This window comes from Pseudomonas sp. GV047, assembly GCF_003058245.1.
In the GTDB taxonomy this organism is placed as follows: Bacteria; Pseudomonadota; Gammaproteobacteria; order Pseudomonadales; family Pseudomonadaceae; genus Aquipseudomonas; species Aquipseudomonas marginalis.
Genome location: NZ_QCWA01000003.1, coordinates 195,478 through 218,827, shown reverse-complemented (window position 1 = coordinate 218,827; position 23,350 = coordinate 195,478). Strand labels below are relative to the sequence as shown.

Annotated in this window: 21 protein-coding genes and 1 riboswitch; of the genes, 15 read left to right on the top strand and 6 right to left on the bottom strand. The window is 62.7% G+C overall.

The window, feature by feature from the left end; genetic code table 11:
• Positions 1-7: 7 nt before the first annotated feature.
• The 5 genes from msbA (at position 8) to C8K58_RS09375 (ending at position 5,731) form a co-directional block, all read left to right on the top strand.
• The gene (msbA, locus tag C8K58_RS09395) at positions 8-1,816 is read left to right on the top strand and encodes a lipid A export permease/ATP-binding protein MsbA (protein ID WP_027604935.1); all 1,809 of its coding nucleotides are present in this window, start codon (positions 8-10) and stop codon (positions 1,814-1,816) included.
• Between the two features lie 153 nt (positions 1,817-1,969).
• Entirely contained in the window at positions 1,970-2,674 is a 705-nt protein-coding gene (locus tag C8K58_RS09390) for a sulfotransferase family 2 domain-containing protein (protein WP_027604934.1), read from the top strand.
• Positions 2,667-3,275 carry an adenylyl-sulfate kinase gene (gene cysC / locus C8K58_RS09385; protein WP_027604933.1) on the top strand — a complete coding sequence of 203 codons (609 nt, stop codon included), beginning with the start codon at positions 2,667-2,669 and terminating at the stop codon, positions 3,273-3,275. The genes C8K58_RS09390 and cysC overlap by 8 nt, the downstream gene beginning before the upstream one ends.
• 103 nt (positions 3,276-3,378) lie before the next feature.
• Positions 3,379-4,803 carry a bifunctional D-glycero-beta-D-manno-heptose-7-phosphate kinase/D-glycero-beta-D-manno-heptose 1-phosphate adenylyltransferase HldE gene (gene hldE, locus C8K58_RS09380; protein WP_027604932.1) on the top strand — a complete coding sequence of 475 codons (1,425 nt, stop codon included), beginning with the start codon at positions 3,379-3,381 and terminating at the stop codon, positions 4,801-4,803.
• Entirely contained in the window at positions 4,796-5,731 is a 936-nt protein-coding gene (locus C8K58_RS09375; protein WP_027604931.1) for an NAD-dependent epimerase/dehydratase family protein, read from the top strand. Before hldE ends, C8K58_RS09375 begins: the two co-directional genes overlap by 8 nt.
• Positions 5,732-5,749: 18 nt before the next feature.
• Here C8K58_RS09375 and C8K58_RS09370 read toward each other — a convergent pair whose 3' ends face one another.
• The 4 genes from C8K58_RS09370 to C8K58_RS09355 all read right to left on the bottom strand — a co-directional run bounded on the left by C8K58_RS09370 (position 5,750) and on the right by C8K58_RS09355 (position 9,199).
• On the bottom strand, positions 5,750-6,718 hold the full coding sequence (locus tag C8K58_RS09370; RefSeq protein WP_027604930.1) for a hypothetical protein: 969 nt from the start codon (positions 6,716-6,718) through the stop codon (positions 5,750-5,752).
• Between the two features lie 41 nt (positions 6,719-6,759).
• The gene (locus C8K58_RS09365; RefSeq protein WP_027604929.1) at positions 6,760-7,572 is read right to left on the bottom strand and encodes an aldo/keto reductase; all 813 of its coding nucleotides are present in this window, start codon (positions 7,570-7,572) and stop codon (positions 6,760-6,762) included.
• Positions 7,569-8,744, bottom strand: coding sequence for an FAD-binding oxidoreductase (locus C8K58_RS09360; RefSeq protein WP_027604928.1), 1,176 nt, complete (start codon positions 8,742-8,744; stop codon positions 7,569-7,571). Before C8K58_RS09360 ends, C8K58_RS09365 begins: the two co-directional genes overlap by 4 nt.
• 119 nt (positions 8,745-8,863) lie before the next feature.
• The gene (locus tag C8K58_RS09355; RefSeq protein ID WP_027604927.1) at positions 8,864-9,199 is read right to left on the bottom strand and encodes a multidrug efflux SMR transporter; all 336 of its coding nucleotides are present in this window, start codon (positions 9,197-9,199) and stop codon (positions 8,864-8,866) included.
• A gap of 102 nt (positions 9,200-9,301) precedes the next feature.
• On the opposite strand from C8K58_RS09355, the gene C8K58_RS09350 reads away from it, so the two are divergent.
• Together C8K58_RS09350 and waaA are read left to right on the top strand one after the other, a co-directional pair.
• Positions 9,302-10,192, top strand: a complete 891-nt coding sequence (locus tag C8K58_RS09350) for a LysR family transcriptional regulator (RefSeq protein ID WP_108573632.1) — start codon at positions 9,302-9,304, stop codon at positions 10,190-10,192.
• 23 nt (positions 10,193-10,215) lie between these two features.
• A complete protein-coding gene (gene waaA / locus C8K58_RS09345; RefSeq protein WP_027604925.1) occupies positions 10,216-11,493 on the top strand; it encodes a lipid IV(A) 3-deoxy-D-manno-octulosonic acid transferase in 1,278 nt (425 codons plus the stop codon).
• 62 nt (positions 11,494-11,555) lie between these two features.
• Here the strand turns inward: waaA and C8K58_RS09340 are convergent, their stop codons facing one another.
• On the bottom strand, positions 11,556-12,995 hold the full coding sequence (locus tag C8K58_RS09340; RefSeq protein ID WP_027604924.1) for a TolC family outer membrane protein: 1,440 nt from the start codon (positions 12,993-12,995) through the stop codon (positions 11,556-11,558).
• 196 nt (positions 12,996-13,191) lie between these two features.
• Positions 13,192-13,297: riboswitch (TPP riboswitch) on the top strand.
• Between the two features lie 149 nt (positions 13,298-13,446).
• Between C8K58_RS09340 and thiC the strand changes: the two genes are divergently transcribed.
• Positions 13,447-15,351 (top strand): phosphomethylpyrimidine synthase ThiC, encoded by a 1,905-nt coding sequence (gene thiC / locus C8K58_RS09335; RefSeq protein WP_027604923.1) that lies wholly within the window; start codon positions 13,447-13,449, stop codon positions 15,349-15,351.
• 156 nt (positions 15,352-15,507) lie between these two features.
• Positions 15,508-16,800 carry a putative hydroxymethylpyrimidine transporter CytX gene (cytX, locus tag C8K58_RS09330; RefSeq protein ID WP_108573631.1) on the top strand — a complete coding sequence of 431 codons (1,293 nt, stop codon included), beginning with the start codon at positions 15,508-15,510 and terminating at the stop codon, positions 16,798-16,800.
• On the opposite strand, the gene C8K58_RS09325 is transcribed toward cytX, so the two are convergent.
• A complete protein-coding gene (locus tag C8K58_RS09325) occupies positions 16,769-17,515 on the bottom strand; it encodes an RsiV family protein (RefSeq protein ID WP_027604921.1) in 747 nt (248 codons plus the stop codon). The genes cytX and C8K58_RS09325 overlap by 32 nt on opposite strands.
• Positions 17,516-17,708: 193 nt before the next feature.
• On the opposite strand from C8K58_RS09325, the gene C8K58_RS09320 reads away from it, so the two are divergent.
• From C8K58_RS09320 to C8K58_RS09295, 6 genes are all read left to right on the top strand, one after another.
• Positions 17,709-18,326, top strand: a complete 618-nt coding sequence (locus tag C8K58_RS09320; RefSeq protein WP_027604920.1) for an NUDIX domain-containing protein — start codon at positions 17,709-17,711, stop codon at positions 18,324-18,326.
• On the top strand, positions 18,317-18,766 hold the full coding sequence (locus C8K58_RS09315) for a DUF1249 domain-containing protein (protein WP_017526444.1): 450 nt from the start codon (positions 18,317-18,319) through the stop codon (positions 18,764-18,766). Before C8K58_RS09320 ends, C8K58_RS09315 begins: the two co-directional genes overlap by 10 nt.
• Positions 18,767-18,863: 97 nt before the next feature.
• A complete protein-coding gene (cpdA, locus tag C8K58_RS09310) occupies positions 18,864-19,679 on the top strand; it encodes a 3',5'-cyclic-AMP phosphodiesterase (RefSeq protein ID WP_027604919.1) in 816 nt (271 codons plus the stop codon).
• Positions 19,680-19,728: 49 nt separating this feature from the next.
• Positions 19,729-20,337, top strand: coding sequence for a YqiA/YcfP family alpha/beta fold hydrolase (locus C8K58_RS09305; protein WP_027604918.1), 609 nt, complete (start codon positions 19,729-19,731; stop codon positions 20,335-20,337).
• Between the two features lie 44 nt (positions 20,338-20,381).
• Positions 20,382-22,286: a DNA topoisomerase IV subunit B gene (parE, locus tag C8K58_RS09300; RefSeq protein WP_027604917.1), complete on the top strand. Its 1,905-nt coding sequence runs from the start codon at positions 20,382-20,384 to the stop codon at positions 22,284-22,286.
• Positions 22,286-23,281, top strand: coding sequence for an esterase-like activity of phytase family protein (locus C8K58_RS09295; RefSeq protein WP_108573630.1), 996 nt, complete (start codon positions 22,286-22,288; stop codon positions 23,279-23,281). Before parE ends, C8K58_RS09295 begins: the two co-directional genes overlap by 1 nt.
• The last annotated feature ends 69 nt before the right edge of the window (positions 23,282-23,350 follow it).

Below are 23,350 nucleotides of genomic sequence, written 5' to 3'. Positions count from 1 at the left end.
TCGACACATGAGTGACGCACCGCCCAAAGCGGACCAGGAATCCAGCCTGAAAATCTATTTCCGGCTGCTGGGCTATGTGAAACCGTACCTCGGCATGTTCCTGCTGAGTATCGTGGGCTTCGTGATCTTCGCTTCGACCCAGCCAATGCTCGCCGGGATTCTCAAGTACTTCGTCGATGGCTTGAGCAACCCCGATGTGGTGTTCCTGCCCAAGATCCCGCTGTTCAAGGACCTGAAGTTGCTGATGGCCGTGCCGCTGCTGATCATCCTGATCGCCGCGTGGCAGGGGCTGGGGTCGTTCCTGGGCAACTACTACCTGGCCAAGGTTTCCCTGGGGCTGGTGCATGACCTGCGGGTCCAGCTGTTCAACAAGCTGCTGGTGTTGCCGAACCGCTATTTCGATACCCACAACTCCGGGCACCTGATTTCCCGTATCACCTTCAACGTGACCATGGTCACCGGTGCGGCCACCGATGCAATCAAGGTGGTGATCCGCGAAGGCCTGACGGTGGTGTTCCTGTTCGGCTACCTGCTGTGGATGAACTGGAAGCTGACCCTCGTGATGCTGGCGATCCTGCCGCTGATCGCGATCATGGTCGGCAGCACCAGCAAGAAATTCCGCAAGCAGAGCAAGAAGATCCAGGTGGCAATGGGCGATGTGACGCACGTCGCTTCGGAAACCATCCAGGGTTACCGGGTGGTGCGCAGCTTCGGTGGCGAAAGCTACGAGGAGCGTCGCTTTGCCGCCGCCAGCCAGGGCAATACCGACAAGCAACTGCGCATGAACAAGACCGGTGCGGTCTATACGCCGATGCTGCAACTGGTGATCTACACGGCCATGGCCGCGTTGATGTTCCTGGTGCTGCTGTTGCGCGGTGAAGCCACGGCGGGTGACCTGGTGGCCTACATTACTGCGGCGGGCCTGCTGCCCAAGCCGATTCGCCAGCTGTCGGAAGTCAGCTCGACGATCCAGAAAGGCGTGGCCGGTGCCGAGAGCATCTTCGAACAACTGGATGAAGAGCCCGAAGTCGACAGCGGCACTGTGGAGCGTGATCGCGTCAGCGGTCGCCTGGACGTGCGCAACCTGAGCTTCACCTACCCGGGTACGGAGCGTGAGGTGCTCAAGAACATCAGCTTCAGCGCAGCCCCTGGGCAGATGATCGCCCTGGTCGGCCGCTCGGGCAGCGGCAAGTCGACCCTGGCCAGCCTGATCCCGCGTTTCTACCATCACGAAACCGGGGAAATCCTGCTGGACGAGGTCGAGATCGAAGACTATCGCCTGCGTAACCTGCGTCGTCACGTGGCCCAGGTGACCCAGCATGTGACCTTGTTCAACGACACCGTGGCCAACAACATCGCCTACGGAGACCTGGCCGATGCACCCCGTGCCGACATCGAGAAAGCCGCCGCCGACGCCTACGCCATGGACTTCATCTCCGAGCTGCCAAAAGGCCTGGACACCGAAGTCGGTGAAAATGGCGTGCTGCTTTCCGGTGGTCAACGTCAGCGCCTGGCGATCGCCCGGGCCCTGCTGAAAAATGCCCCGCTGCTGATCCTCGATGAGGCCACTTCGGCCCTGGATACCGAGTCCGAGCGGCATATCCAGGCTGCACTGGACAAGGTCATGAAAGGTCGCACCACCCTGGTGATTGCGCACCGTTTGTCCACCATCGAGAAGGCCGACCTGATTCTGGTGATGGATCACGGGGAAATTGTCGAGCGCGGGACACATCTCGAACTGCTGGCCATGGGCGGCTATTACTCGCGCCTGCACGCCATGGGGCTGGACGAGCCGGCGACGGCAAACATCACCTGACCAGCCGGGGCGCGCAATGCGCCCCGGTGTTTGTATCGGGCCCGTTACAGGGCTTGACCAAAGCCAAATAATCCAGCGCTTGTCGTTTGTTATGTTGGCCTTCTCGATTCGAATGACGAACGAGAGGGCTAACCTTCTTGCGTGGGTATTGGAATGCTGCAACGTCTACTGTGGAAGCTGCTTCCCAAGCACCAGAGGGTGTTTCTGCTGGGGCGTTTGTCGGTGGTGGATCGCCAGGCGGTGAACAAATCCCTGTCTGGGGTAGCAACGCTTAACCCGGCTTTCGAACGACACCAGTGCGTGTTTATCCATGTGCCCAAATGCGCCGGTAGCAGCCTGTGCTCGGCACTTCTCGAGGGGCGCTGGCCGGGGCATCTGCCGTATTACTGGTATGAGCAGCAATTTCCCCAGCACTGCGAGCGCAGCTTCAAATTTGCCTTCGTACGCGACCCGCTGGAGCGTGCCTACTCGGCCTACACCTATTTGCGCGGCAACGCCATGGGCCCTCGCGACCTGCAAGCCCAGGCGCTGGTTTCCAGCTACCGTGACTTCGACCATTTCGTTGCCGGCTGGCTGCACCCGGATAACCTGCGACGCCAATTGCACTTCGCTCCCCAGACCGACTTCCTGGTCGACCATATGGGCCAGATGGCCATGGACTTTCTCGGGCGCCAGGAGTCTTTGCAGGAGGACTTCCTGCACCTGTGCGAACGCCTCGGGGTGGACTCATCCCTGCCGCATCTGAATGTTTCACTGGGGCGTCGCCACGAGGCGGTCAGGGACTTTTGCTCCTCGCGAACGCGCCGATTGGTCAGGCGTGCCTATCAACGTGACTACGAGGTGTTGGGTTATGAATAGCCAGTTGCTGACCGGCGGTTGCGCTGCCATCCGTCCCTTTTCCCTATCGCTGTCCGTGGCCGCACGGGCGGCGCTCAAGCATCAGCAGCCCTGCTGCGTATGGCTGACGGGGCTGTCCGGGTCCGGCAAGTCGACCCTGGCCAATGCCCTGGAGGTGCAACTCAACGAGCAGGGACGGCACACCTTCGTGCTCGATGGCGATAACTTGCGCGCGGGGCTGTGCAATGACCTGGGCATGAGCGATGCGGCGCGCAAGGAAAATATCCGGCGTATCGGCGAAGTGGCGCGCCTGATGGTGGACGCCGGTTTGATTGTCATTGTGTCGGCGATCTCGCCGTTCAGCGTCGATCGCGCGAGCGCCAGGGCGCTGTTCGGGCCGGAGCAGTTCTTTGAGATTTATGTCAGCACGCCCTTTGACGTATGTGCCCGGCGCGATCCCAAGGGCTTGTACCGCGCCGCACTGGAGGGGCGCATCAAGGCCTTCACCGGGTTGGACAGCCCCTATGAGGCACCGCTTGCGGCCGACTGCGAAATCAATACCGATGAGGTCGAGCTGGCCGAAGCCGTGGAGCACATCCTGGCGACACTGTTTAAAAAGTGATCAGTTTCAGTGCCTGATGCATCGCGGATAAAGCTCTCGAACTAGGCGGCGCTCACCCTGTGCTAATATCGCGCCCCTGTTCATTTTGTATGTGGGTTGCTCCATGAAGTTGTCCATGCCGCGATTCGATCAAGCCCCTGTCTTGGTGGTCGGCGATGTCATGCTCGACCGTTACTGGCATGGCGGTACCTCACGGATTTCCCCTGAGGCGCCGGTACCGGTAGTCAAGGTCGAGCAAATCGAAGACCGTCCAGGTGGCGCTGCTAACGTTGCCCTCAATATTGCCGCCCTCGGCGCCCCGGCCTCCCTGGTCGGTGTGACCGGCGACGACGAAGCCGCCGACAGCCTGGCCAACAGCCTGCGCGGCGCCGGCGTGCGCGCGCTGTTCCAGCGCATTGCCCATCAGCCGACCATCGTCAAGCTGAGGGTGATGAGCCGTCACCAGCAATTGCTGCGTATCGATTTTGAAGAACCCTTCGCCACCGACGCCCTGGCCCTCAGCGGCCAGGTCGACGCGTTGCTTGAAGGTATCAAGGTGCTGGTGTTGTCCGACTACGGCAAAGGCGCCCTGAAGAACCACCAGGAACTGATCCAGGCCGCCAAGGCGCGGAACATTCCGGTACTGGCCGATCCCAAGGGCAAGGACTTCTCGATTTATCGAGGTGCCAGCCTGATCACACCGAACCTCAGCGAGTTCGAAGCCATCGTCGGCGGTTGCGCCGATGAGCACGACCTGGTGAGCAAAGGCGCGGCACTCATGGCCGACCTTGACCTCGGCGCCTTGCTGGTGACCCGTGGCGAGCACGGCATGACCCTGCTGCGTCCCGGTCACCCGGCGATGCACCTGCCGGCGCGTGCCCGTGAAGTGTTTGACGTCACCGGTGCCGGTGACACCGTGATTTCCACCCTGGCGGCCTCCATTGCGGCCGGCGAAGAGTTGCCCCACGCCGTGGCCCTGGCCAACCTGGCGGCGGGTATTGTGGTCGGCAAGCTGGGGACGGCCGCGATCAGCGCGCCTGAACTGCGCCGGGCGATCCAGCGCTCCGAAGGTTCGGAACGTGGTGTGCTGAGCATCGAGCAATTGCTGCTGGCGATTGACGATGCCCGTGCCCACAACGAAAGCATTGTGTTCACCAATGGCTGTTTCGACATCCTCCACGCCGGCCATGTGACCTACCTGGAGCAGGCTCGCGCCCAAGGTGATCGGCTGATCGTCGCGGTCAACGATGACGCGTCGGTCAGCCGCCTGAAAGGCCCTGGCCGTCCGATCAACAGCGTCGACCGACGCATGGCGGTATTGGCCGGGTTGGGCGCGGTGGATTGGGTGATCAGCTTCCCTGAAGCCACCCCGGAAAACCTGCTGGCCCAGGTCAAGCCGGACGTGCTGGTCAAGGGCGGCGACTACTCCGTCGACCAGGTGGTCGGTGCCGACATCGTCAGCGCCTACGGCGGCAAGGTCAAAGTGCTGGGCCTGGTTGAGAACAGCTCGACCACCGCCATTGTCGAGAAGATCCGCAGCAATGAGTAAGGCTGATCCGTTGGTCCTGATCACCGGTGGCGCGGGCTTCATTGGCTCGCACCTGGTCGACGCGCTGCTTGCCAAGAGCTACGCAGTGCGAGTGCTGGATAACCTGTCCACGGGCAAACGCAGCAACCTGCCGCTGGACAACCCGCGCGTCGAGCTGCTCGAGGGGGATGTCGCCGATGCCGGAATGGTGGCGCGTGCCGCTGTCGGTGCGACGGCGGTGGTGCACCTGGCGGCGGTCGCTTCCGTGCAGGCTTCGGTGGATGACCCGGTCAGCACGCACCAGAGCAATTTCGTCGGTACCTTGAATGTCTGCGAAGCCATGCGCAAAGCCGGTGTGAAGCGGGTGGTATTCGCTTCCAGCGCGGCGGTGTATGGCAACAACGGCGAAGGTGCTTCCATTGACGAAGAGACCGCCAAGGCGCCGTTGACGCCCTATGCCTCGGACAAGTTGGCCGGCGAGCATTACTTCGACTTCTACCGGCGCCAGCATGGCCTGGAACCGGTGATTTTCCGCTTCTTCAATATCTTCGGCCCGCGCCAGGATCCGTCATCGCCGTACTCCGGCGTGATCAGCATCTTCAGCGAACGGGCTCAGCAAGGCCTGCCGATTGCCGTGTTCGGCGATGGCGAGCAGACCCGCGACTTCATGTACGTGGAAGACCTGGTGGACGTGCTGGTGCAGGCCATCGAAGCCCCGGACGCGCCGTTGGGGGCGATCAACGTCGGCTGGAACCGCACGACTACCCTCAAGCAGGTGCTGCAGGCGCTGGAAGAGGCCATTGGTACGTTGCCTGCCGTGACTTACGGCCCGGCACGCTCGGGAGACATTCGGCATTCGCGGGCAAATAACCAGCGTTTGCTGGCCAGCTTCAAGCTGCCTGAGCCGACCCCGTTGACGGTTGGCCTGGCGCGGTTGCTCAAGGGCTGATCCAGCAGAAACCAGCCCTCAGCGGCTGGTTTTTTTCTTTGGCACGATCTTGCGCAGCATCTGGCGCGCCTTGCCGGTCAGGCGCTTCAATTTCGATTCTTTCTCAGGCTCCGCCAGGCCTTGCTGCCGCAGCCAATCCTTCCAGCGAATGCGTTCGTCGCGCACCAGCCAGCCTTCCTGCTGGGCGAAGCTTTCCGCCAGGTACAGACCGCGGGTGCTGGCGGGGTAGAGCTGGTCTTTCTTGACGGTGTAGAGCTCGGCGAGCGGTTGGCCGTCTTTCAATGGCATCAGGTACAGGTCCGGGCGCTGGCGGTCCAGGCGTGCCACCAGTTGGTCGCCTTCAAGCCGCTCATCCACATGGAACAGGCTCAGGGATTTGGCTTCCTTCGGCACTTCCAGGCGCAAGTCATAAATCAGTTGCAGCGACGCGGTCGGCACATGCACATAGGCCCGCGGGCGCTCGATCAGTTGGGTGGTTGCGCAACGTACCGGGCGTGCGGCCCCTGACAAAGGGCTCAGGCGAAACGGCAAGGCTTCGCGGTAATGCAGCGCGGCGGAGTAGGGGGCCGGCAACCAGGTGTCGTTGAAGCGCCCGCCGAGCCAGCCTTCCGGGGTCTCCAACAGGCATTCCTCGGCAATCTCCTGGATGGCGGTGTGCAGCGGCAGGTTCAGTTCGTGGGCGGGCACGTAGCCGGAGATCAGCTTGAGCACCACATCGCCACGGTCCTGGCGACGCTGGCGCACCAACACCCAGTAATCCTTGTTTTGCCAGTGCAGGGTCAGGCGCACCGATACGCCGAGGTTGGCCAGTTCCAGGGCGAAGCGTTCGGCATCCGGCACCTCTACCGGCTTGCGCCGTTGCAGGGTCTGGGCGAAGTTGAGCGGCATACCCACGCTCTGGTAGCTCAGGCCTTCGGGGGTGGCTTCGACGTGCAGCGGCAGTGTCTTGAAGTTGCTGGGGTTTTTTCTTATGAGCGTTCGCGGCATGTCGGCTCCTTCTTGCGACGGGGTCGGCCGCGTCGGCGGCATCAGAGTTGACGAATGACCTTGGCAGCGGTCGCCACGTTATGGGCCAGGTGCAGCGGATTGATGGTCCCGACAATAGCACTGGCGACGCCCGTTTGCGCAAACAACAGCATGAAACTGGCGTGTATTGGATCCATTCCCGGTTCCAGGCAGACGTGGCCGCTGGCCAGCGCCTTTTTGACCAGGATGCCCTTGCCATGGGCCGCCGCATGCTCAATGACGGCTTTTTCCGCCTGTTCGTTCAGATTGTAGGTGACCATCGCGCAATCACCTTGTTCCAGAGCCCTCACGCCACCTTCGACGGTTTTGCCGGAGAAGCCGAAACCGCGAATCTTGCCCTCTTGTTTCAACTGCGCGAGGGTCGGGTACACCTCACAGTCGTTGAGGATGTGCAGGTCGTTGCCATCGGAGTGCACCAGCACCAGATCGATAAAATCCGTTTCAAGTCGTTTCAAGCTGCGCTCGATCGACATCCGTGTATGGGCAGCGCTGAAATCATGGCGGGACAGGCCTGCTTCGAACTCCTCGCCGACCTTGCTGACAATCACCCAGTCCTGGCGCTGGCCGCGCAGCAGTGGCCCCAGGCGTTCTTCGCTGCGCCCGTAGGCGGGTGCGGTATCGATCAGGTTGATGCCCAGCTGGCGGGCCTGGCGCAGCAACATCCGTGCTTCGTCGTCATCGGGAATGGTGAAACCGCTGGGGTACTTCACACCCTGGTCGCGGCCCAGCTTGACGGTGCCGAGGCCGAGCGGCGACACCAGCAGGCCGGTGCTGCCCAAGGGGCGGTGCAGGTCGTGCAGGGTCGGCAGGCTCATGGCAACAGTTGCTCCCAGGCCGGTACGCCGATGGCGGGTTTTGGCAGGTCGGGCAAAGGCTCCGATGCGGTTGGGCGGATGCCGTCGCGTTCGAGGCTGTTGATCACGCGATCGGCGAAATCCGGCGCCAGCGCCAGTTTGGTCGGCCAGCCCACCAGCAGGCGGCCCTCTTCGGCGACGAAGGCGTTGTCAGGCCGGCTCAGGCCCGATTGCAGAGGCTCTGCGCGGTCGACCCGCAGCGTCGCCCAGCGGGTCTGGCTCATATCGATCCAGGGCAGCAGGTGCGCCAGCTCTTTCCGGGCGGTGGCTATCTGTTCTTCGGGTGTGCGTGCCACGCCGTCGGCCTCGGCAATGTCGCCGCCCAGGTACCACACCCAATTGCCATCGGCAGCCGGGTGCGTGGTGACGGTGATGCGCGGCTTGGTACCGCCGCCCAGGCAGTGGGCGTACAGCGGCTTCAGGCCTGGGCCCTTGGCGATGATCATATGCAACGGGCGTTTCTGCATGGCCGGCTGGCTCAGGCCGAGGGCGGCGAGCAGTTCGGCGGTACCGCCGCCGGCGCTCAGGACGATGCGCTGGGCGCGGATTTCGCGGCCATCGACCTTCAGGCCCACCAGGGTGTCGCCTTCGCGCAGTGGTTCGATGCGCTGCCCGGCGAGCAAGCCGTCACCGGCCAGTTGCGCCAGGCGTTCGATCACGCTGGGTACGTCCACCACCAGTTCGGCCAGGCGATAGACCTTGCCCTTGAAGCCACGGTCTTGCAGGGCCGGCGGCAGGTCGTCGCCCTTGACCTGATCGACACGGCCGCGCACGGCCTTGCTGGCAAAAAAGCTGGTGAGGTTGCCGGCGATCGTGCCAGGGGACCACAGGTAATGGGCTTGCGAGAGCACGCGCACGCCGGACAGGTCCAGCTCGCCGTCACCGGCCAGGGCTTCACGCCAGCGGCGCGGCATATCGGCAATGGCTTCGGAGGCGCCGGTGAGGGCGCCGTGCAGGGCATATTTGGCACCGCCGTGGATAATCCCCTGGGATTTCACGCTTTGCCCGCCACCTAATGTGGCGTTTTCCACCAGCACCGTGGAAAACCCCTGGCGGCGTAGGCGCGCATTCAGCCAGAGGCCGGCAACTCCGGCGCCGACAATCAGGACGTCGGTGGAAATAACGGATGGCATGGGCGACCTCATTTCAAAACAAGGCCGCAAGTATACATCCCGCACCATGCACACCGTAGGCGCTGTCGCGCTTTAGCGAGGCGGCGAGTCCTGGATTCAATGGAGGCTCAAGTGAACACTCAATGCCCGGCGGTTTTCGAAAACAGCTGGATGACCACCACGCCCAGCACAATCAGGCCCATCCCCAGCATCGCCGGCACATCGAGCTTCTGCCCATAGATAAACAGCGCGGCAATGCTGACCATCACGATGCCCATCCCGGCCCATACCGCATAGGCCACGCCGACGGGCACGGTACGCACCACCAGGGTCAGCATCCAGAACGCCACGCCATAGCCGACGATCACCAGCAACAGCGGGATGGGAGTACTCCAGCCCTTGATGGCTTTCATGGAAACGGTAGCGATCACTTCCGAGCAGATGGCAATAGCCAGGTAGCAGTAGGCGGCGTTCATGGGTGAGTCCTCGGTGTAAAGCAATCTGATAAGGCCGGCATTCTAGAGTTTTATCAGATGGGGTAAAGTCATTACCTATCCGAAATTAAGATGGGTTGTGGCATGAGCATGCAATGGAACCTGGAGCAGATGCGTTTGTTTGTCAGCGTCGCCGAGCAGCGTTCGTTTTCAGCGGTGGCGCGCGGGCAGCGCAAGGCGCAATCGGCAGTCAGCAACGCGATTGCGATGCTGGAGACGGACCTTGGCGTGAGCCTGTTCGACCGTAGCAGCGGCCGCCAGCCCAGCCTGACCGAAGCCGGCAGTGTGTTGCTGGAGGAGGCCCGCGAAGTGCTGCGCCAATGTGAGCGCCTCAATGGCCGGGCACTGTCACTGACCCGCGGTGAAGAAGCCTGCCTGCGCCTGGCCCAGGATGAAGCCATGTTGTTCCAGCCGGTACTCGACAGCCTTGAGGCATTGGCGGGGCAGTACCCGCTGCTGGAAGTACAACTGTCCAGCGCCGCCCAGGGCGATGTGGCGCGCAAGTTGGTGGAGCGCCAGGCCGACCTGGGCCTGCTGTTCTATCACGACCAGATCCCCGAAGCCCTGGAGCGGCGAGTGGTGGGCAGCGTGGAAATGGTCACGGTGTGCGGGGTGAACCACCCGCTGGCCAAGGAGCCGTACGTGACCTGCCAGCACCTGGCCCAGTTTCGCCAGTTGTTGATGTCGACCCAGACCAGTGTCTACCCCGGCAGCGAAGCGGCCAGCCCGCTGGTGTGGCGTGCCGACAGTTTCTACGTATTGGCCGAATGGCTGATGAGCGGCCTGGGCTGGGCGTGGCTGCCACGGCATATCGTGCAGTACCCGACCTATCAGCAGCAGATGGTGGAATTGGACAGCGAATGGACGCCACCGGCCCTGGTGGTGGAGCTGGTCTGGCGGCGCGACGAGCACCTGGGCCCCGCCGCGCGCTTTCTCGCCAAACGTTTTGCCGAGTGCTTGCAGGCGATCGACTGAAAAAGCCGATAAACTCCGCCGCCATGAATAGAACTCTCTACAGCTGTCTGTTTTACCTGGCGCTGCCGTTGGTGGCCTTACGTCTCTGGTTGCGTGCACGCAAGGCGCCGGCCTATGCCCGGCGCGTCGGCGAGCGGTTTTCCTATGGCTTGCCGGTGATGCAACCGGGCGGGATCTGGGTGCATGCGGTGTCGGTGGGCGAGAGCATTGCCGCGGCGCCGATGATCCGCGGTTTGTTGGCGCGTTATCCACAGCTGCCGGTCACCGTCACCTGCATGACGCCCACCGGTTCCGAGCGCATCCAGGCGTTGTTCGCCAACGAGCCGCGCATCCAGCATTGCTACCTGCCTTACGATTTGCCCTGTGCAGCCAAGCGTTTTCTCGATCGTGTACAGCCCAGGCTGGCGGTGATCATGGAGACGGAGTTGTGGCCCAACCATATCCACGCCTGTGCCCGGCGCGGTATTCCGGTGGCTTTGGCCAATGCGCGGCTGTCGGCGCGCTCGGCCAAGGGCTATGCGCGTTTTGCCAGGCTGACGGCGCCGATGTTATCGGAAATGAGCCTGTTCGCGGTACAGACCGAGACCGAGGCCCAGCGCTTCCTGAGCCTGGGCGCACGCGCGGAAACCGTCGAAGTCACCGGTTCGATCAAGTTCGACCTGACCATCGACCCCGAGCTGCCGCTGCGCGCCGCCGCCCTGCGCGAGCAATGGGGCGCCGCCGAGCGCCCGGTGTGGATCGCTGCCAGCACCCACGAAGGCGAAGATGACGTGGTGCTGGCGGCCCACCGGCAACTGCTCGAGAGCTATCCCAACGCGCTGCTGATCCTGGTGCCGCGTCATCAGGAGCGCTTCGGCCCGATGTTCGAGTTGTGTGCGCAACAAGGGTTTGCCACGGTGCGTCGCTCCAGCGGCGAGCCGGTGACCGCGCAAACGTCGGTACTGCTCGGCGATACCATGGGCGAGCTGTTGTTTCTCTATGCCCTGGCGGACAGTGCCTTTGTCGGCGGCAGCCTGGTCGCGACCGGCGGGCACAACCCGCTGGAACCGGCGGCGCTGGCCAAGCCGGTGATCATGGGGCCCCATGTGTTCAACTTCCTCGAAATCAGCGCGATGATGCGCGAAGCGGGGGCGTTGCGAGAGGTGGAGGACGCAGAAGGGCTGGCCGAGGCCGTACGCCAGCTGTTCGAACTGCCGCAGGATGCACGCCGGATGGCACAGGCGGGGCTCAAGGTGATGCAGGCTAACCAGGGGGCGCTTAAGCGCTTGCTGGATGGTTTGGATCGACTGATAGCTCACTGACTTAACACCGTTACCAATATGGGAGGGAACAAGCCCGCTCCCACATTGGTTTCGCGGTGCGCTCAGTAGCCCGGGCGAGCCTTGAGCTGCTCGGCGGCCGCCTTGGCCAGGTCCGGTGGCAGGAAGTCACGATCCGGGTTGTAGTCGGCCTTGAGGTAGCGCGTCAGGTCCTGCAGGTCCCCTGGGTTCAAGGTGCCCGCCGCCTGTTTCAGGCGCAGGTTGTCGAGGATGTAGTCATAGCGGCTGTTGTTGTAGTTGCGCACCGACGCGTAGAGCTGGCGCTGTGAGTCCAGCACATCGACTATATTGCGCGTACCCACCTGGTAACCGATTTCCGTGGCTTCCACGGCGCTCTGGTTGGAGATGATCGACTGGCGGCGCGCCTGGACCTGTTCCACATCGGTGTTCACCGCACGGTGCAGGTTGCGCGTGTTTTCCACCACCTGGCGACGCAGGCCTTCGCGTTGCTGCTCGGTCTGGCCCAGGCGCGAATACGACTCCCGCACCTGCGAGCTGGTCAGGCCGCCGCTGTAGATCGGGATGTTCAGGCGCAGGCCGATGGTGCGCTGCTCCACATCGCCACGGTAGGGCGTGCCAAAGGCATTCGGGTTGCTGAAGCCAAGGGCGTCGTTGTCACCTTTTTCATACTGTGCGACGGCGTCCAGGGTCGGTGCGTGGCCGGCCTTGCGCTGCTTGAGGGTTTCTTCGGCGGCCGTGACGGCGTAGTTGCTGGCCAGCAGGTTCAGGTTCTGGCGACCGGCGGTCTCGACCCAGGCCTTGGCGTCGTTGGGCAGCGGCGGCAACACCGGTAGCGTGTGGACAATGCCCTGGATCGAGTTGTACTGGCGGTTGGTCAGGGTAATCAGCGCTTCAAAGGCATCGTCCACCTGGCGCTGGGCCAGGATCCGGTTGGCCCGTGCAGTGTCATAGCTGGCCTGGGATTGCAGCACATCGGTCTTGTCCGACAGGCCCACGTCGAAGCGCTCGTTGGATTGATCCAGCTGGCGCTTGAAGGCATTTTCCTCGGCCTTGGTCGAGGCCAGGTTGTCCTGGGCGCGCAGCACGGCGAAGTAGCTCTCGGCGCTTTGCAGGATCAGGTTCTGTTCGGTGGCCGAGAGTTGCAGCGCCGCCTGTTCGTTGGTGGCTTCGGCGGCTTGCAGTTGGAACCAGCGATCGGCGCGGAACAGCGGCTGGCTCAGGGTTGCGCGCCAGGAGTGGGCATCGCGGTTGGCGGTGGCGGCGGGTGTGTCGATCTGGGTGCGCACGTTATTGATGTCGGCACCGCCCGACAGGTTCGGCAGCAACCCCGCGCGGGCCTGGGGCACGACTTCTTTCTGCGCGCCGTATTGGGCGCGGGCGGCGGCCAGGTCGGCGTTGTTGTCCACTGCTTCCTGATAGACGCTGACCAGGTCAGTTTTGGCGGACAAGGGCGCTTCAGCTGCCCAGACCATTCCGTTGGTCGCACAAGACACGGCGAGAGCCAGTGAGAGTTTGCGCAGCATGAGGCGATCCCTAGTGTGAATATTACGGTGATAATTTAGCGCCCAAGGCTAAGACGGGCCATTCCTGGCGTCAAGCATTGTGGCGGCAATCGAGTGTAGTGGCGCTGACTCGGCGCAACAATCCCGCAATCACGCCATTCATCACGCTGAATGCACCGCTATTGGCAATTTGCCCACGGCATGGTCTAGACTGGCCAAGTTCTTGTCGGGGTGCCTTGTTGGAAGGCTGAGATCGGTAAATACCGGATCCCGTTGAACCTGATCAGGTTAACGCCTGCGTAGGGAACAAGATTTCTCGTCCCCCGGCGAGTCCTCTTGTGCTTCGTCCGGGATGTTGTTCGACCTTCGAACAACCCTCGTGCACCAAGCACAGCACTGGTTTCAGTGCATCCGTCCGTCACAGGTTCGCTCCGACAAAAAATCCACCGCCTGGATAGTTGGAGAGCCCGTGATGAGCACAGAAATAAAAAGTACAAAACTGAAAAACACCGTGCACTTGAGTGAATCGGCCAAGGTCGACTCCGGCTCTGTGCAGCCGTTTACCCGCTCGCAAAAAATCTACGTGCAGGGCACTCGCCCGGACATTCGCGTACCCATGCGTGAAATCAGCCTGGACGTGACCCCCACCGACTTCGGCGGCGAAATCAATGCGCCCGTGGTGGTCTACGACACCTCCGGCCCGTACACCGACCCGAATGTGATCATCGACGTGCGCAAAGGCCTGGGCGATGTGCGCTCGCCGTGGATCGAAGCGCGTGGCGACACCGAGCGCCTGTCGGGCTTGAGTTCGCACTTTGGCCAACAGCGCCTGAGCGATGCGGAGCTGACTGCGCTGCGTTTCGCCCACGTGAAAAACCCGCGCCGCGCCAAGGCCGGGGCCAACGTCACCCAGATGCACTACGCGCGCAAAGGCATCATCACCGCCGAGATGGAATACGTCGCCATCCGCGAAAACATGAAGCTGGAAGAAGCCCGCGCCAGTGGCCTGCTCGACCAGCAACACGCCGGCCACAGCTTCGGCGCCAGCGTGCCGAAAATCATCACCCCTGAATTCGTGCGTGAAGAAATCGCCCGTGGCCGCGCGATCATCCCGGCCAACATCAACCACACCGAACTGGAACCGATGATCATCGGCCGTAACTTCCTGGTGAAGATCAACGGCAACATCGGCAACAGCGCCCTGGGTTCGTCCATCGAAGAAGAAGTGGCGAAACTCACCTGGGGCATTCGCTGGGGCTCGGACACCGTGATGGACCTGTCCACCGGCAAGCACATCCACGAAACCCGTGAGTGGATCATCCGCAACTCGCCGGTGCCGATCGGTACCGTGCCGATCTACCAGGCCCTGGAAAAAGTCGGCGGCGCGGCCGAAGACCTGACCTGGGAGCTGTTCCGCGACACCCTGATCGAACAGGCCGAGCAGGGCGTCGATTACTTCACCATCCACGCCGGCGTGCTGCTGCGCTACGTGCCGCTGACCGCCAAGCGCGTCACCGGCATCGTGTCCCGTGGCGGTTCGATCATGGCCAAGTGGTGCCTGGCGCACCACAAAGAGAACTTCACCTACACGCATTTCGACGAAATCTGCGAAATCATGAAGGCCTATGACGTCAGCTTCTCCCTCGGCGACGGCCTGCGCCCGGGCTCGATTGCCGACGCCAACGACGCCGCGCAGTTCGGCGAACTGGAAACCCTTGGCGAGCTGACCAAGATCGCCTGGAAGCACGACGTGCAAACCATGATCGAAGGCCCTGGCCACGTGCCGATGCAGTTGATCAAGGAGAACATGGACAAGCAGCTCGAATGCTGCGACGAAGCGCCGTTCTACACCCTTGGCCCACTGACCACCGACATCGCGCCGGGCTATGACCACATTACCTCCGGCATCGGTGCGGCGATGATCGGCTGGTTCGGTTGCGCCATGCTCTGCTACGTCACGCCCAAGGAGCACCTGGGTCTGCCGAACAAGGATGACGTGAAGACCGGGATCATCACCTACAAGATCGCCGCCCATGCGGCGGACTTGGCCAAGGGGCATCCGGGCGCGCAGATCCGCGATAACGCCTTGAGCAAGGCGCGCTTCGAGTTCCGCTGGGAAGACCAGTTCAACCTCGGCCTGGACCCGGACACCGCGCGTTCGTACCACGACGAAACCCTGCCGAAGGACTCGGCCAAGGTCGCGCACTTCTGCTCCATGTGCGGGCCGAAGTTCTGCTCGATGAAAATCACCCAGGAAGTGCGCGAGTACGCGGCCAACCAGCGCATTGACGCGGTGGATGTGGATGTGGCCAAGGGCCTGGCGGAGCAGGCGGAGCGGTTCAAGCAGGAAGGCAGTCAGTTGTACAAGAAGGTCTGACCCAGAGACGGCGGTGCCTGTACCGCCGTTATCGGGGGCAAGCCCCCTCCCACATTTTGAATAGCGAACACATTCAAGTGTGGGGGGCTTGTCGAGTCGTCGCACCGCCCCGATTGCAATCTTTCAAACAAAAAATGCCCCTCAGAGATAACACCCTTGAGCATTCAACCCAGCACCTACTCCCCCGACATCGCGGTGCCTGCTGACAAACGCGTCTTCGGCGCCCGCGACCTGTTTTCCCTGTGGTTCTCCCTCGGCATCGGCCTGATGGTCCTGCAAACCGGCGCCTTGCTCGCGCCGGGCCTGGGCTTGTCCGGTTCCTTGCTGGCGATTTTCCTCGGCACCCTGGTCGGCGTGCTGTTGCTGGCCGCCGTCGGTGTAATCGGCAGCGACACCGGCCTGTCCGCCATGGCCGCGCTCAAGCTCAGCCTCGGGGCCAAAGGCGCGAGCCTGCCGGCGTTGCTGAACCTGCTGCAACTGATCGGCTGGGGCTCGTTCGAGATCATTGTGATGCGCGATGCCGCCAGCCTGTTGGGCGTACGCGCGTTCAGCGACGGCAGCCTGTTGGCCAGTCCGTTGCTGTGGACACTGTTCTTCGGTGGTTTGGCGACCTTGCTGGCGGTCAGCGGGCCATTGACCTTCGTACGGCAGATCCTGCGCAAATGGGGGATCTGGCTGCTGCTGGCGGCCTGCCTGTGGCTGACCTGGAACCTGTTCGCCAAGGCTGACCTCGGCGCACTCCGGGCCCAGGCCGGTGACGGTTCGATGCCCTTTGCGGCGGGCTTTGATATCGCCATCGCCATGCCGCTGTCGTGGTTGCCGCTGATTGCCGATTACTCCCGCTTCGGCAAGCGCGCCAAAAACGTGTTTGGCGGTACGGCGCTGGGCTTCTTTATCGGTAATTTCTGGCTGATGAGCCTGGGCGTGGCCTACACCCTGGCGTTTGCGCCCAGCGGTGAAGTGAATGCGCTGTTGCTGGCGCTGGCCGGGGCCGGCCTGGGGATTCCGCTGCTGCTGATCCTGTTGGACGAGTCGGAAAACGCCTTTGCCGATATTCACTCGGCGGCGGTGTCCAGTGGGATGCTGTTGCGTGTGAAGGTCGAGCACCTTGCCCTGGCCATTGGTGTGATCTGCACCCTGATTGCCTGTTTTGCCCCGTTGGCGCAATACCAGAACTTCCTGTTGCTGATCGGCTCAGTGTTTGCGCCGTTGTTCGGCGTGGTGCTGGTGGATCATTTCATCCTGCGCCGTCGTGGTCATCATGGCACGCTCGCCGGCCTGCGTTGGCCGGCTCTGTTGGCCTGGCTGGGTGGCATCGGCACGTATCACCTGTTGGCCAACCTGTACCCGGACATCGGCGCAACCCTGCCGGCGCTGGTGCTGGCAGGGTTGTTGCAGTTCATCCTGGGACGGGCCTTCAGCGGCGCGCGGGCACCAGCTCAGGCTTGAGGATGCCTTCCAGGCGCGAGTAGGGGATCTGCAACTCGACATGGCCCAGGGCGTACGGCGCGATGGTGCTGGTGGGGTACTTGAGGATCACGCCCCCGTAGGTCAGCGCCACGTTCGGGGTTTTCTGGAACGGGTAGGTTTTCACGAACTCCGGTTCCAGGCTCAGGCGGGTGCTGATCAGCCAGCTGTTATGCGCCACCTGGGCGGCTTTCCAGAACGCGTCTTCCTTGCCTGGCAGCAGCATATCGCTCAGCCACAGGGCTTTTTGCTGCTGGCGCGAATAGTTGATGAACGCGCGGCCAGGCTCGCCGTGGGTGGCGCCCTGATCCAGGTAGCTGGACAGCTCGATGATTACCAAACCGTCATGCTGCTCCCGTACCTTGGCCTGCAAGTACATGCTGTTGCGTGGGGCGGCGGTGCCGAGGAATTGCTCGCGATAGGACTCCAGGCTCGACGGCAGCGGGTCGCCCGCGTTGGTGCGGGTCATTTCCAGCAGGCGTTGTTCGATCAGGGCATCCAGCTTGGGTTCCTTGGCAAAGTGCACGGTGTCGATATTCACCAGCGGGCAATCGCTGGCGGCGCAGCCCGGCTTGCTCTGCTCGCTGGCGTCGCGGGTGGCTTCCAGCGGTGTGCGATAGCTGGGTTGGAACAGGCTTTGGCAGGCGCCGAGGGTCAGGGCGATGCAGGCCACGGAGGCGATTTTTAAAAGCGACATGGATGTCCTTCGTCTATCGATAAGAGCGAAATTGTGCAGCTTCGACTACCAGCAAGGCAGTCAGTTCGCCACTAAGCTGATTGAGCGTGAGTTTGACCTCCTCCGTCTGGCCCGGCAACCGCAAAGGGGCTGCACCAAGGGGCACGAGCGCGTTAGGATGGCGCGAATTGCACCGGACATGATGAGGAAGGGTATGACAGACATTGCGAAATCGACGCCGAGCACGATCGAGATTGTTCAGCGCGACAATGCCTACAAGGGCTTCTACCAGCTCGATCGCGTGCAATTGCGCCACGAAAAATTCGCTGGCGGCATGAGCCGAGTGATCAATCGCGAAGTCTTCGTCCGTCACGACGCCGTGTGTGTTCTGCCCTACGATCCGCAGCGTGATGAAGTGGTGCTCAACGAGCAGTTTCGCGTGGGTGCCATGGGCCGTACCGACAATCCATGGTTGATCGAGATGGTCGCCGGCCTGATCGACAGGGATGAGCAGCCGGAGGAGGTTGCACACCGCGAGGCCGAGGAGGAAGCTGGGCTGACGTTCTCCGCACTGTGGCCGATCACCAAGTATTTTCCGTCGCCCGGTGGCAGTACCGAATTTGTCCACTTGTACCTGGGTCGCTGCGACAGCTCGGGGGCCGGTGGTGTCCATGGACTGGAAGAAGAGGCAGAAGACATCCGCGTCACGGTCTGGGCTTTTGAAGACGCCCTGCAAGCCGTGCGCGACGGCAGGATTTCCAACGCAGCCAGCATTATCGCCCTGCAATGGCTTGCGCTTAATCGCGCGGAAGTGAGGGGGTTATGGCAGTAAAGGCACGGGAACGTTATCGAGTCGACCTGATCGGGCTGCAAGCCGCCTGCGAGGCCAACTATGCGCGGCTGATGCGCCTGTTGCCCGACATGCGCCACACCCCGGAGGCGCGCCGCATCGGCGTGACCCATGGCGACCAGATGCTGGGCGTGCTGGCCCTGGAAGTCATCGTCAATTGCCCGTACACCACCACCCTGCGGGTGCGCCAGGAACACAGCCTGCCGTGGCTGCCGGTGCCGCAGCTGGAAGTGCAGGTGTACCACGATGCGCGGATGGCCGAAGTGATCAGCGCCGAACATGCGCGGCGCTTTCGCAGCATCTATCCTTACCCGAATGTGTTCATGCACCAGCCCGATGAGAAAGCACAGCTCAATGTGTTCCTTGGTGAATGGTTGAGCCATTGCCTGGCCCTGGGCCACGAGTTCGAAGTCGTGCGGTAGATGTGAACTGCGTCTGCTTCCTGGGTTTCCTCTTTGTATCCTGCCCCAGCATAATCGCCCTACCTCCATTTTCCTGTGATTGCCCTGGGAGAGCGCCTTGCCGAGCGTATCCACCGTGAACCCCGATGCGCCGGCGTTGCTGGTGCAATTGTCCGACAGCCACCTGTTTGCCGAAGCCGACGGCACGCTGCTGGGCATGAACACCCGCGAGAGCCTGCAGCGGGTGGTTGAGTTGGTGCGCCGGCAGCAGCCGCACATCGACCTGATGCTGGCCACTGGGGATCTGTCCCAGGACGGCACGCTGGAGTCATACCAGCAGTTTCGCGCTCTGACCGCGGCCATCGGCGCTCCCATGCGCTGGATTCCCGGCAACCACGACGAGCCGCAGATCATGGCCCACGCCGCGGTACACAGCGACTTGCTCGAACCGGTGGTGGATGTCGGCAACTGGCGCGTTACCCTGCTGGACTCCGCCGTTCCCGGTTCCGTGCCCGGCTACCTGCAGGACCAGCAACTGCAACTGTTGGCCCAAGCGCTCAGCGAGGCGCCGAGCCGGCACCATCTGGTGTGCTTCCATCATCACCCTGTGCCCATCGGCTGTGCCTGGATGGAACCGATCGGCCTGCGCAACCCCGAAGCCCTGTTTGCCGTGCTCGACCGTTTTCCCCAGGTCAAGGCCGTGCTCTGGGGCCATGTGCACCAGGAGATCGACCGCGAGCGCAACGGCGTGCGCCTGCTGGCTTCGCCGTCCACCTGCATTCAGTTCGCGCCGGGCAGCGAGGATTTCAGCGTCAGCGAGCAAGCGCCGGGTTATCGCTGGCTGCGCCTGCATGCCGACGGACGGCTGGAAACCGGGGTGGAACGCCTGGTCGGCTTCGCGTTTACGGTGGATTACGGTAGCAACGGCTACTGAGATTTACCTGTAAACTGCGCCTCTTTGGCTGAAGCACGGAGAGCCCGGCATGTCCGCTTCGATCCTGTATATCCACGGTTTCAACAGCGCGCCCGCGTCCAACAAGGCCTGCCAACTGGTGACCGTGATGGATGCCCTCGGCTTGGCCGACCAACTGCGTGTGCCGGCCCTGCATCACCATCCACGTCAGGCAATTCCTCAATTGGAGGAAGCCATTGCCCAGCTGGGGCGGCCGCTGCTGGTCGGCAGCTCGCTCGGCGGCTACTATGCAACCCATCTTGCCGAGCGCCATGGCCTCAAGGCACTGCTGGTCAACCCGGCGGTCAGCCCCCATCGGATGTTCGACGGTTACCTGGGTACCCAGAAGAACCTCTACACCGATGAAACCTGGGAACTGACCCACGACCATGTCACGGCGCTGGCCGAGCTGGAAGTACCGGCGCCCCAGGACGCCGCGCGTTACCAGGTGTGGTTGCAGACCGGCGATGAAACACTGGATTATCGCCTCGCCCAAGGGTATTACCGTGCCTGTGCCTTGCGCATCCAGGCCGGTGGCGACCATGGTTACCAGGGGTTCGCCCGGCAATTGCCGACGCTGTTGAGTTTTGCCGGCATTGGCGCAGATCAGTATCAATCCTTCGACTTTGCAGCACTGTAAAGCCGCAGGTCACTTTTTAATCGAACGACTCACGACGAGACCCCATGGCCACTCCCAGCGCTAGCTCTTATAACGCCGACGCCATCGAAGTCCTCTCGGGCCTCGACCCGGTGCGCAAACGCCCCGGCATGTACACCGACACCAGTCGGCCGAACCACCTTGCCCAGGAAGTCATCGACAACAGTGTCGACGAAGCCTTGGCCGGGCACGCCAAGTCGGTGCACGTCATTCTTCACGCCGACCACTCCCTGGAAGTGTCCGACGATGGTCGCGGCATGCCGGTGGACATTCACCCGGAAGAGGGCGTGTCGGGCGTCGAGCTGATCCTCACCAAGCTGCACGCCGGCGGTAAGTTCTCCAACAAGAACTACCAGTTCTCCGGTGGCTTGCACGGTGTGGGTATTTCCGTGGTCAACGCCCTGTCCACGCTGGTGCGGGTCAAGGTCAAGCGCGACGGCAACGAGTACGAGATGACCTTCGCCGATGGCTACAAAGCCACCGACCTGCAGGTCATCGGTACCGTCGGCAAGCGCAATACCGGCACCAGCGTGTACTTCGCGCCGGACCCTAAGTACTTCGACTCGCCGAAATTCTCCATCAGCCGCCTCAAGCACGTGCTCAAGGCCAAGGCCGTATTGTGCCCGGGCCTGCTGGTGACCTTTGAAGACAAAGGCACTGGCGAGAAAGTCGAGTGGCACTACGAAGACGGCCTGCGTTCCTACCTGGAAGACTCCGTCAGTGATTTCGAACGCCTGCCCAACGAGCCGTTCTGCGGCAGCCTGGCCGGCAACAAGGAAGCCGTCGACTGGGCGCTGCTGTGGCTGCCCGAAGGCGGCGACAGCGTGCAGGAAAGCTATGTCAACCTGATCCCCACCGCCCAGGGCGGCACCCACGTCAACGGTTTGCGCCAGGGCCTGCTGGATGCCATGCGCGAATTCTGTGAATACCGCAGCCTGCTGCCCCGTGGTGTGAAGCTGGCGCCGGAAGACGTGTGGGAGCGCATTGCGTTCGTGCTGTCGATGAAAATGCAGGAACCGCAGTTCTCCGGCCAGACCAAGGAGCGCCTGTCGTCCCGCGAAGCGGCGGCGTTTGTCTCCGGTGTGGTCAAGGATGCTTTCAGCCTGTGGCTCAACGAGCACCCGGAACTGGGCCTGGCCCTGGCGGAACTGGCGATCAACAACGCCGGCCGTCGCCTCAAGGCCAGCAAGAAGGTCGAGCGCAAGCGCATTACCCAGGGCCCGGCATTGCCGGGCAAGCTGGCCGATTGCGCCGGGCAGGACCCGATGCGCTCCGAGCTGTTCCTGGTCGAAGGTGACTCCGCCGGTGGTTCCGCCAAGCAAGCGCGGGACAAGGAGTTCCAGGCGATCCTGCCGTTGCGCGGCAAGATCCTCAATACCTGGGAAGTCGATGGCAGCGAAGTCCTTGCCAGCCAGGAAGTGCACAACATCGCCGTGGCCATCGGCGTCGACCCGGGCGCAGCCGACATGAGCCAGCTGCGCTACGGCAAGATCTGCATCCTCGCCGACGCCGACTCCGACGGCCTGCACATCGCGACCCTGCTGTGCGCGTTGTTCGTGCAGCACTTCCGTCCGTTGGTGGATGCCGGTCACGTCTACGTCGCCATGCCGCCGCTGTACCGGATCGACCTGGGCAAGGAGATTTTCTACGCCCTGGACGAAGCCGAGCGCGATGGCATTCTCGACCGCCTGGTGGCCGAGAAGAAGCGTGGCAAGCCGCAGGTCACCCGATTCAAGGGCCTGGGTGAAATGAACCCGCCGCAACTGCGTGAAACCACCATGGACCCCAACACCCGGCGCCTGGTGCAGTTGACCCTGGAAGACTTCGCCGCCACCTCGGAAATGATGGACATGCTGCTGGCGAAGAAACGCGCGCCGGACCGCAAGTCCTGGCTGGAATCCAAAGGCAACCTCGCCGAGGTCCTGGGCTGATGCGCACAGGTTTCGCCCTGGCGATCCTGATGTTGAGCGGGCTGGTGGCCACTTCGGTAGTTGCCGCGCCCGTGGCTGAGCTCAAGCTGGTGTCCGAATACCCGGTGGACGGCATGCGCGGCGGGAACCTGTCGGGCCTGGCGCTGTGTGGCAAGGCGCTGTGGACGGTTTCCGATCGTGATGACGACCAGATCTACCGTCTCGATACCCGTGCGCCGACCTGGCAAGCCGAAGCGGTAAGCATCGATGTGCCGCCGGTGCCGGAATCCGGGTTGCCCTGGGGGCTGCGTTCGCGCACTAAGGCTGCGTCGTTCATTCGCGGTGGCGACCTGGATTTCGAAGGCATCACCTGCGATGCCGCCGGCAATCGCTACATTGTCAGCGAAGCCCATGCGGCGGTGCTGCAGGTGCCGGTGAACGGTGCGCCTGAATGGTTGAAGATCGCCCCGGGCATGGTGCGTGAAGCCCGGGCCAGTGGCATGTTGCTGCACTTCAATGCGTTGTTCGAAGGCCTGGCAATCAACCCCGAGGGCAATCAGCTCTGGCTGGCTGCGGAGCGTGAGCGGCGCGGCCTCATCTCCATCAAGCGCCCGCAAAGCCTTTGGGATTGCGACGGCCCTTGCGTGTTGCTGAGCGAGGCCGGCCAGGAGATGCAGCCGGCCAAGTTCGTCGGTGCCAAGGCGGTGTCCAAGGATTTCGCCGATCTGTCACTGTTCAACGGCAAGCTGTTTACCCTGGAGCGCAATGCGTTCCAGATCTGCCGGCGCGATACGGTCACGGCCAAGGTCGAGCTGTGCTGGTCGTTCGCCGACGAAACCCTGACGCCCGAGCGGCGTTACGCCCAGCCCTATGGCCTGGCCGAAGCCCTGGTGGTGGACGCAGACGGTGCCTGGCTGGGCATCGACAATAATTTCGGCCCCCGCGCCGATGGGGAAAAACGCCCCATGGTCTATCGTTTTGCCGCCCCCGCCGGCGGCTGGAGCGCCCAGCCATGAGCGGCTACTTTTTTGAATCGATCCGGCGCGGCGGCATTTCCGCTGCGCCTTACCAAACAATGATGAGGC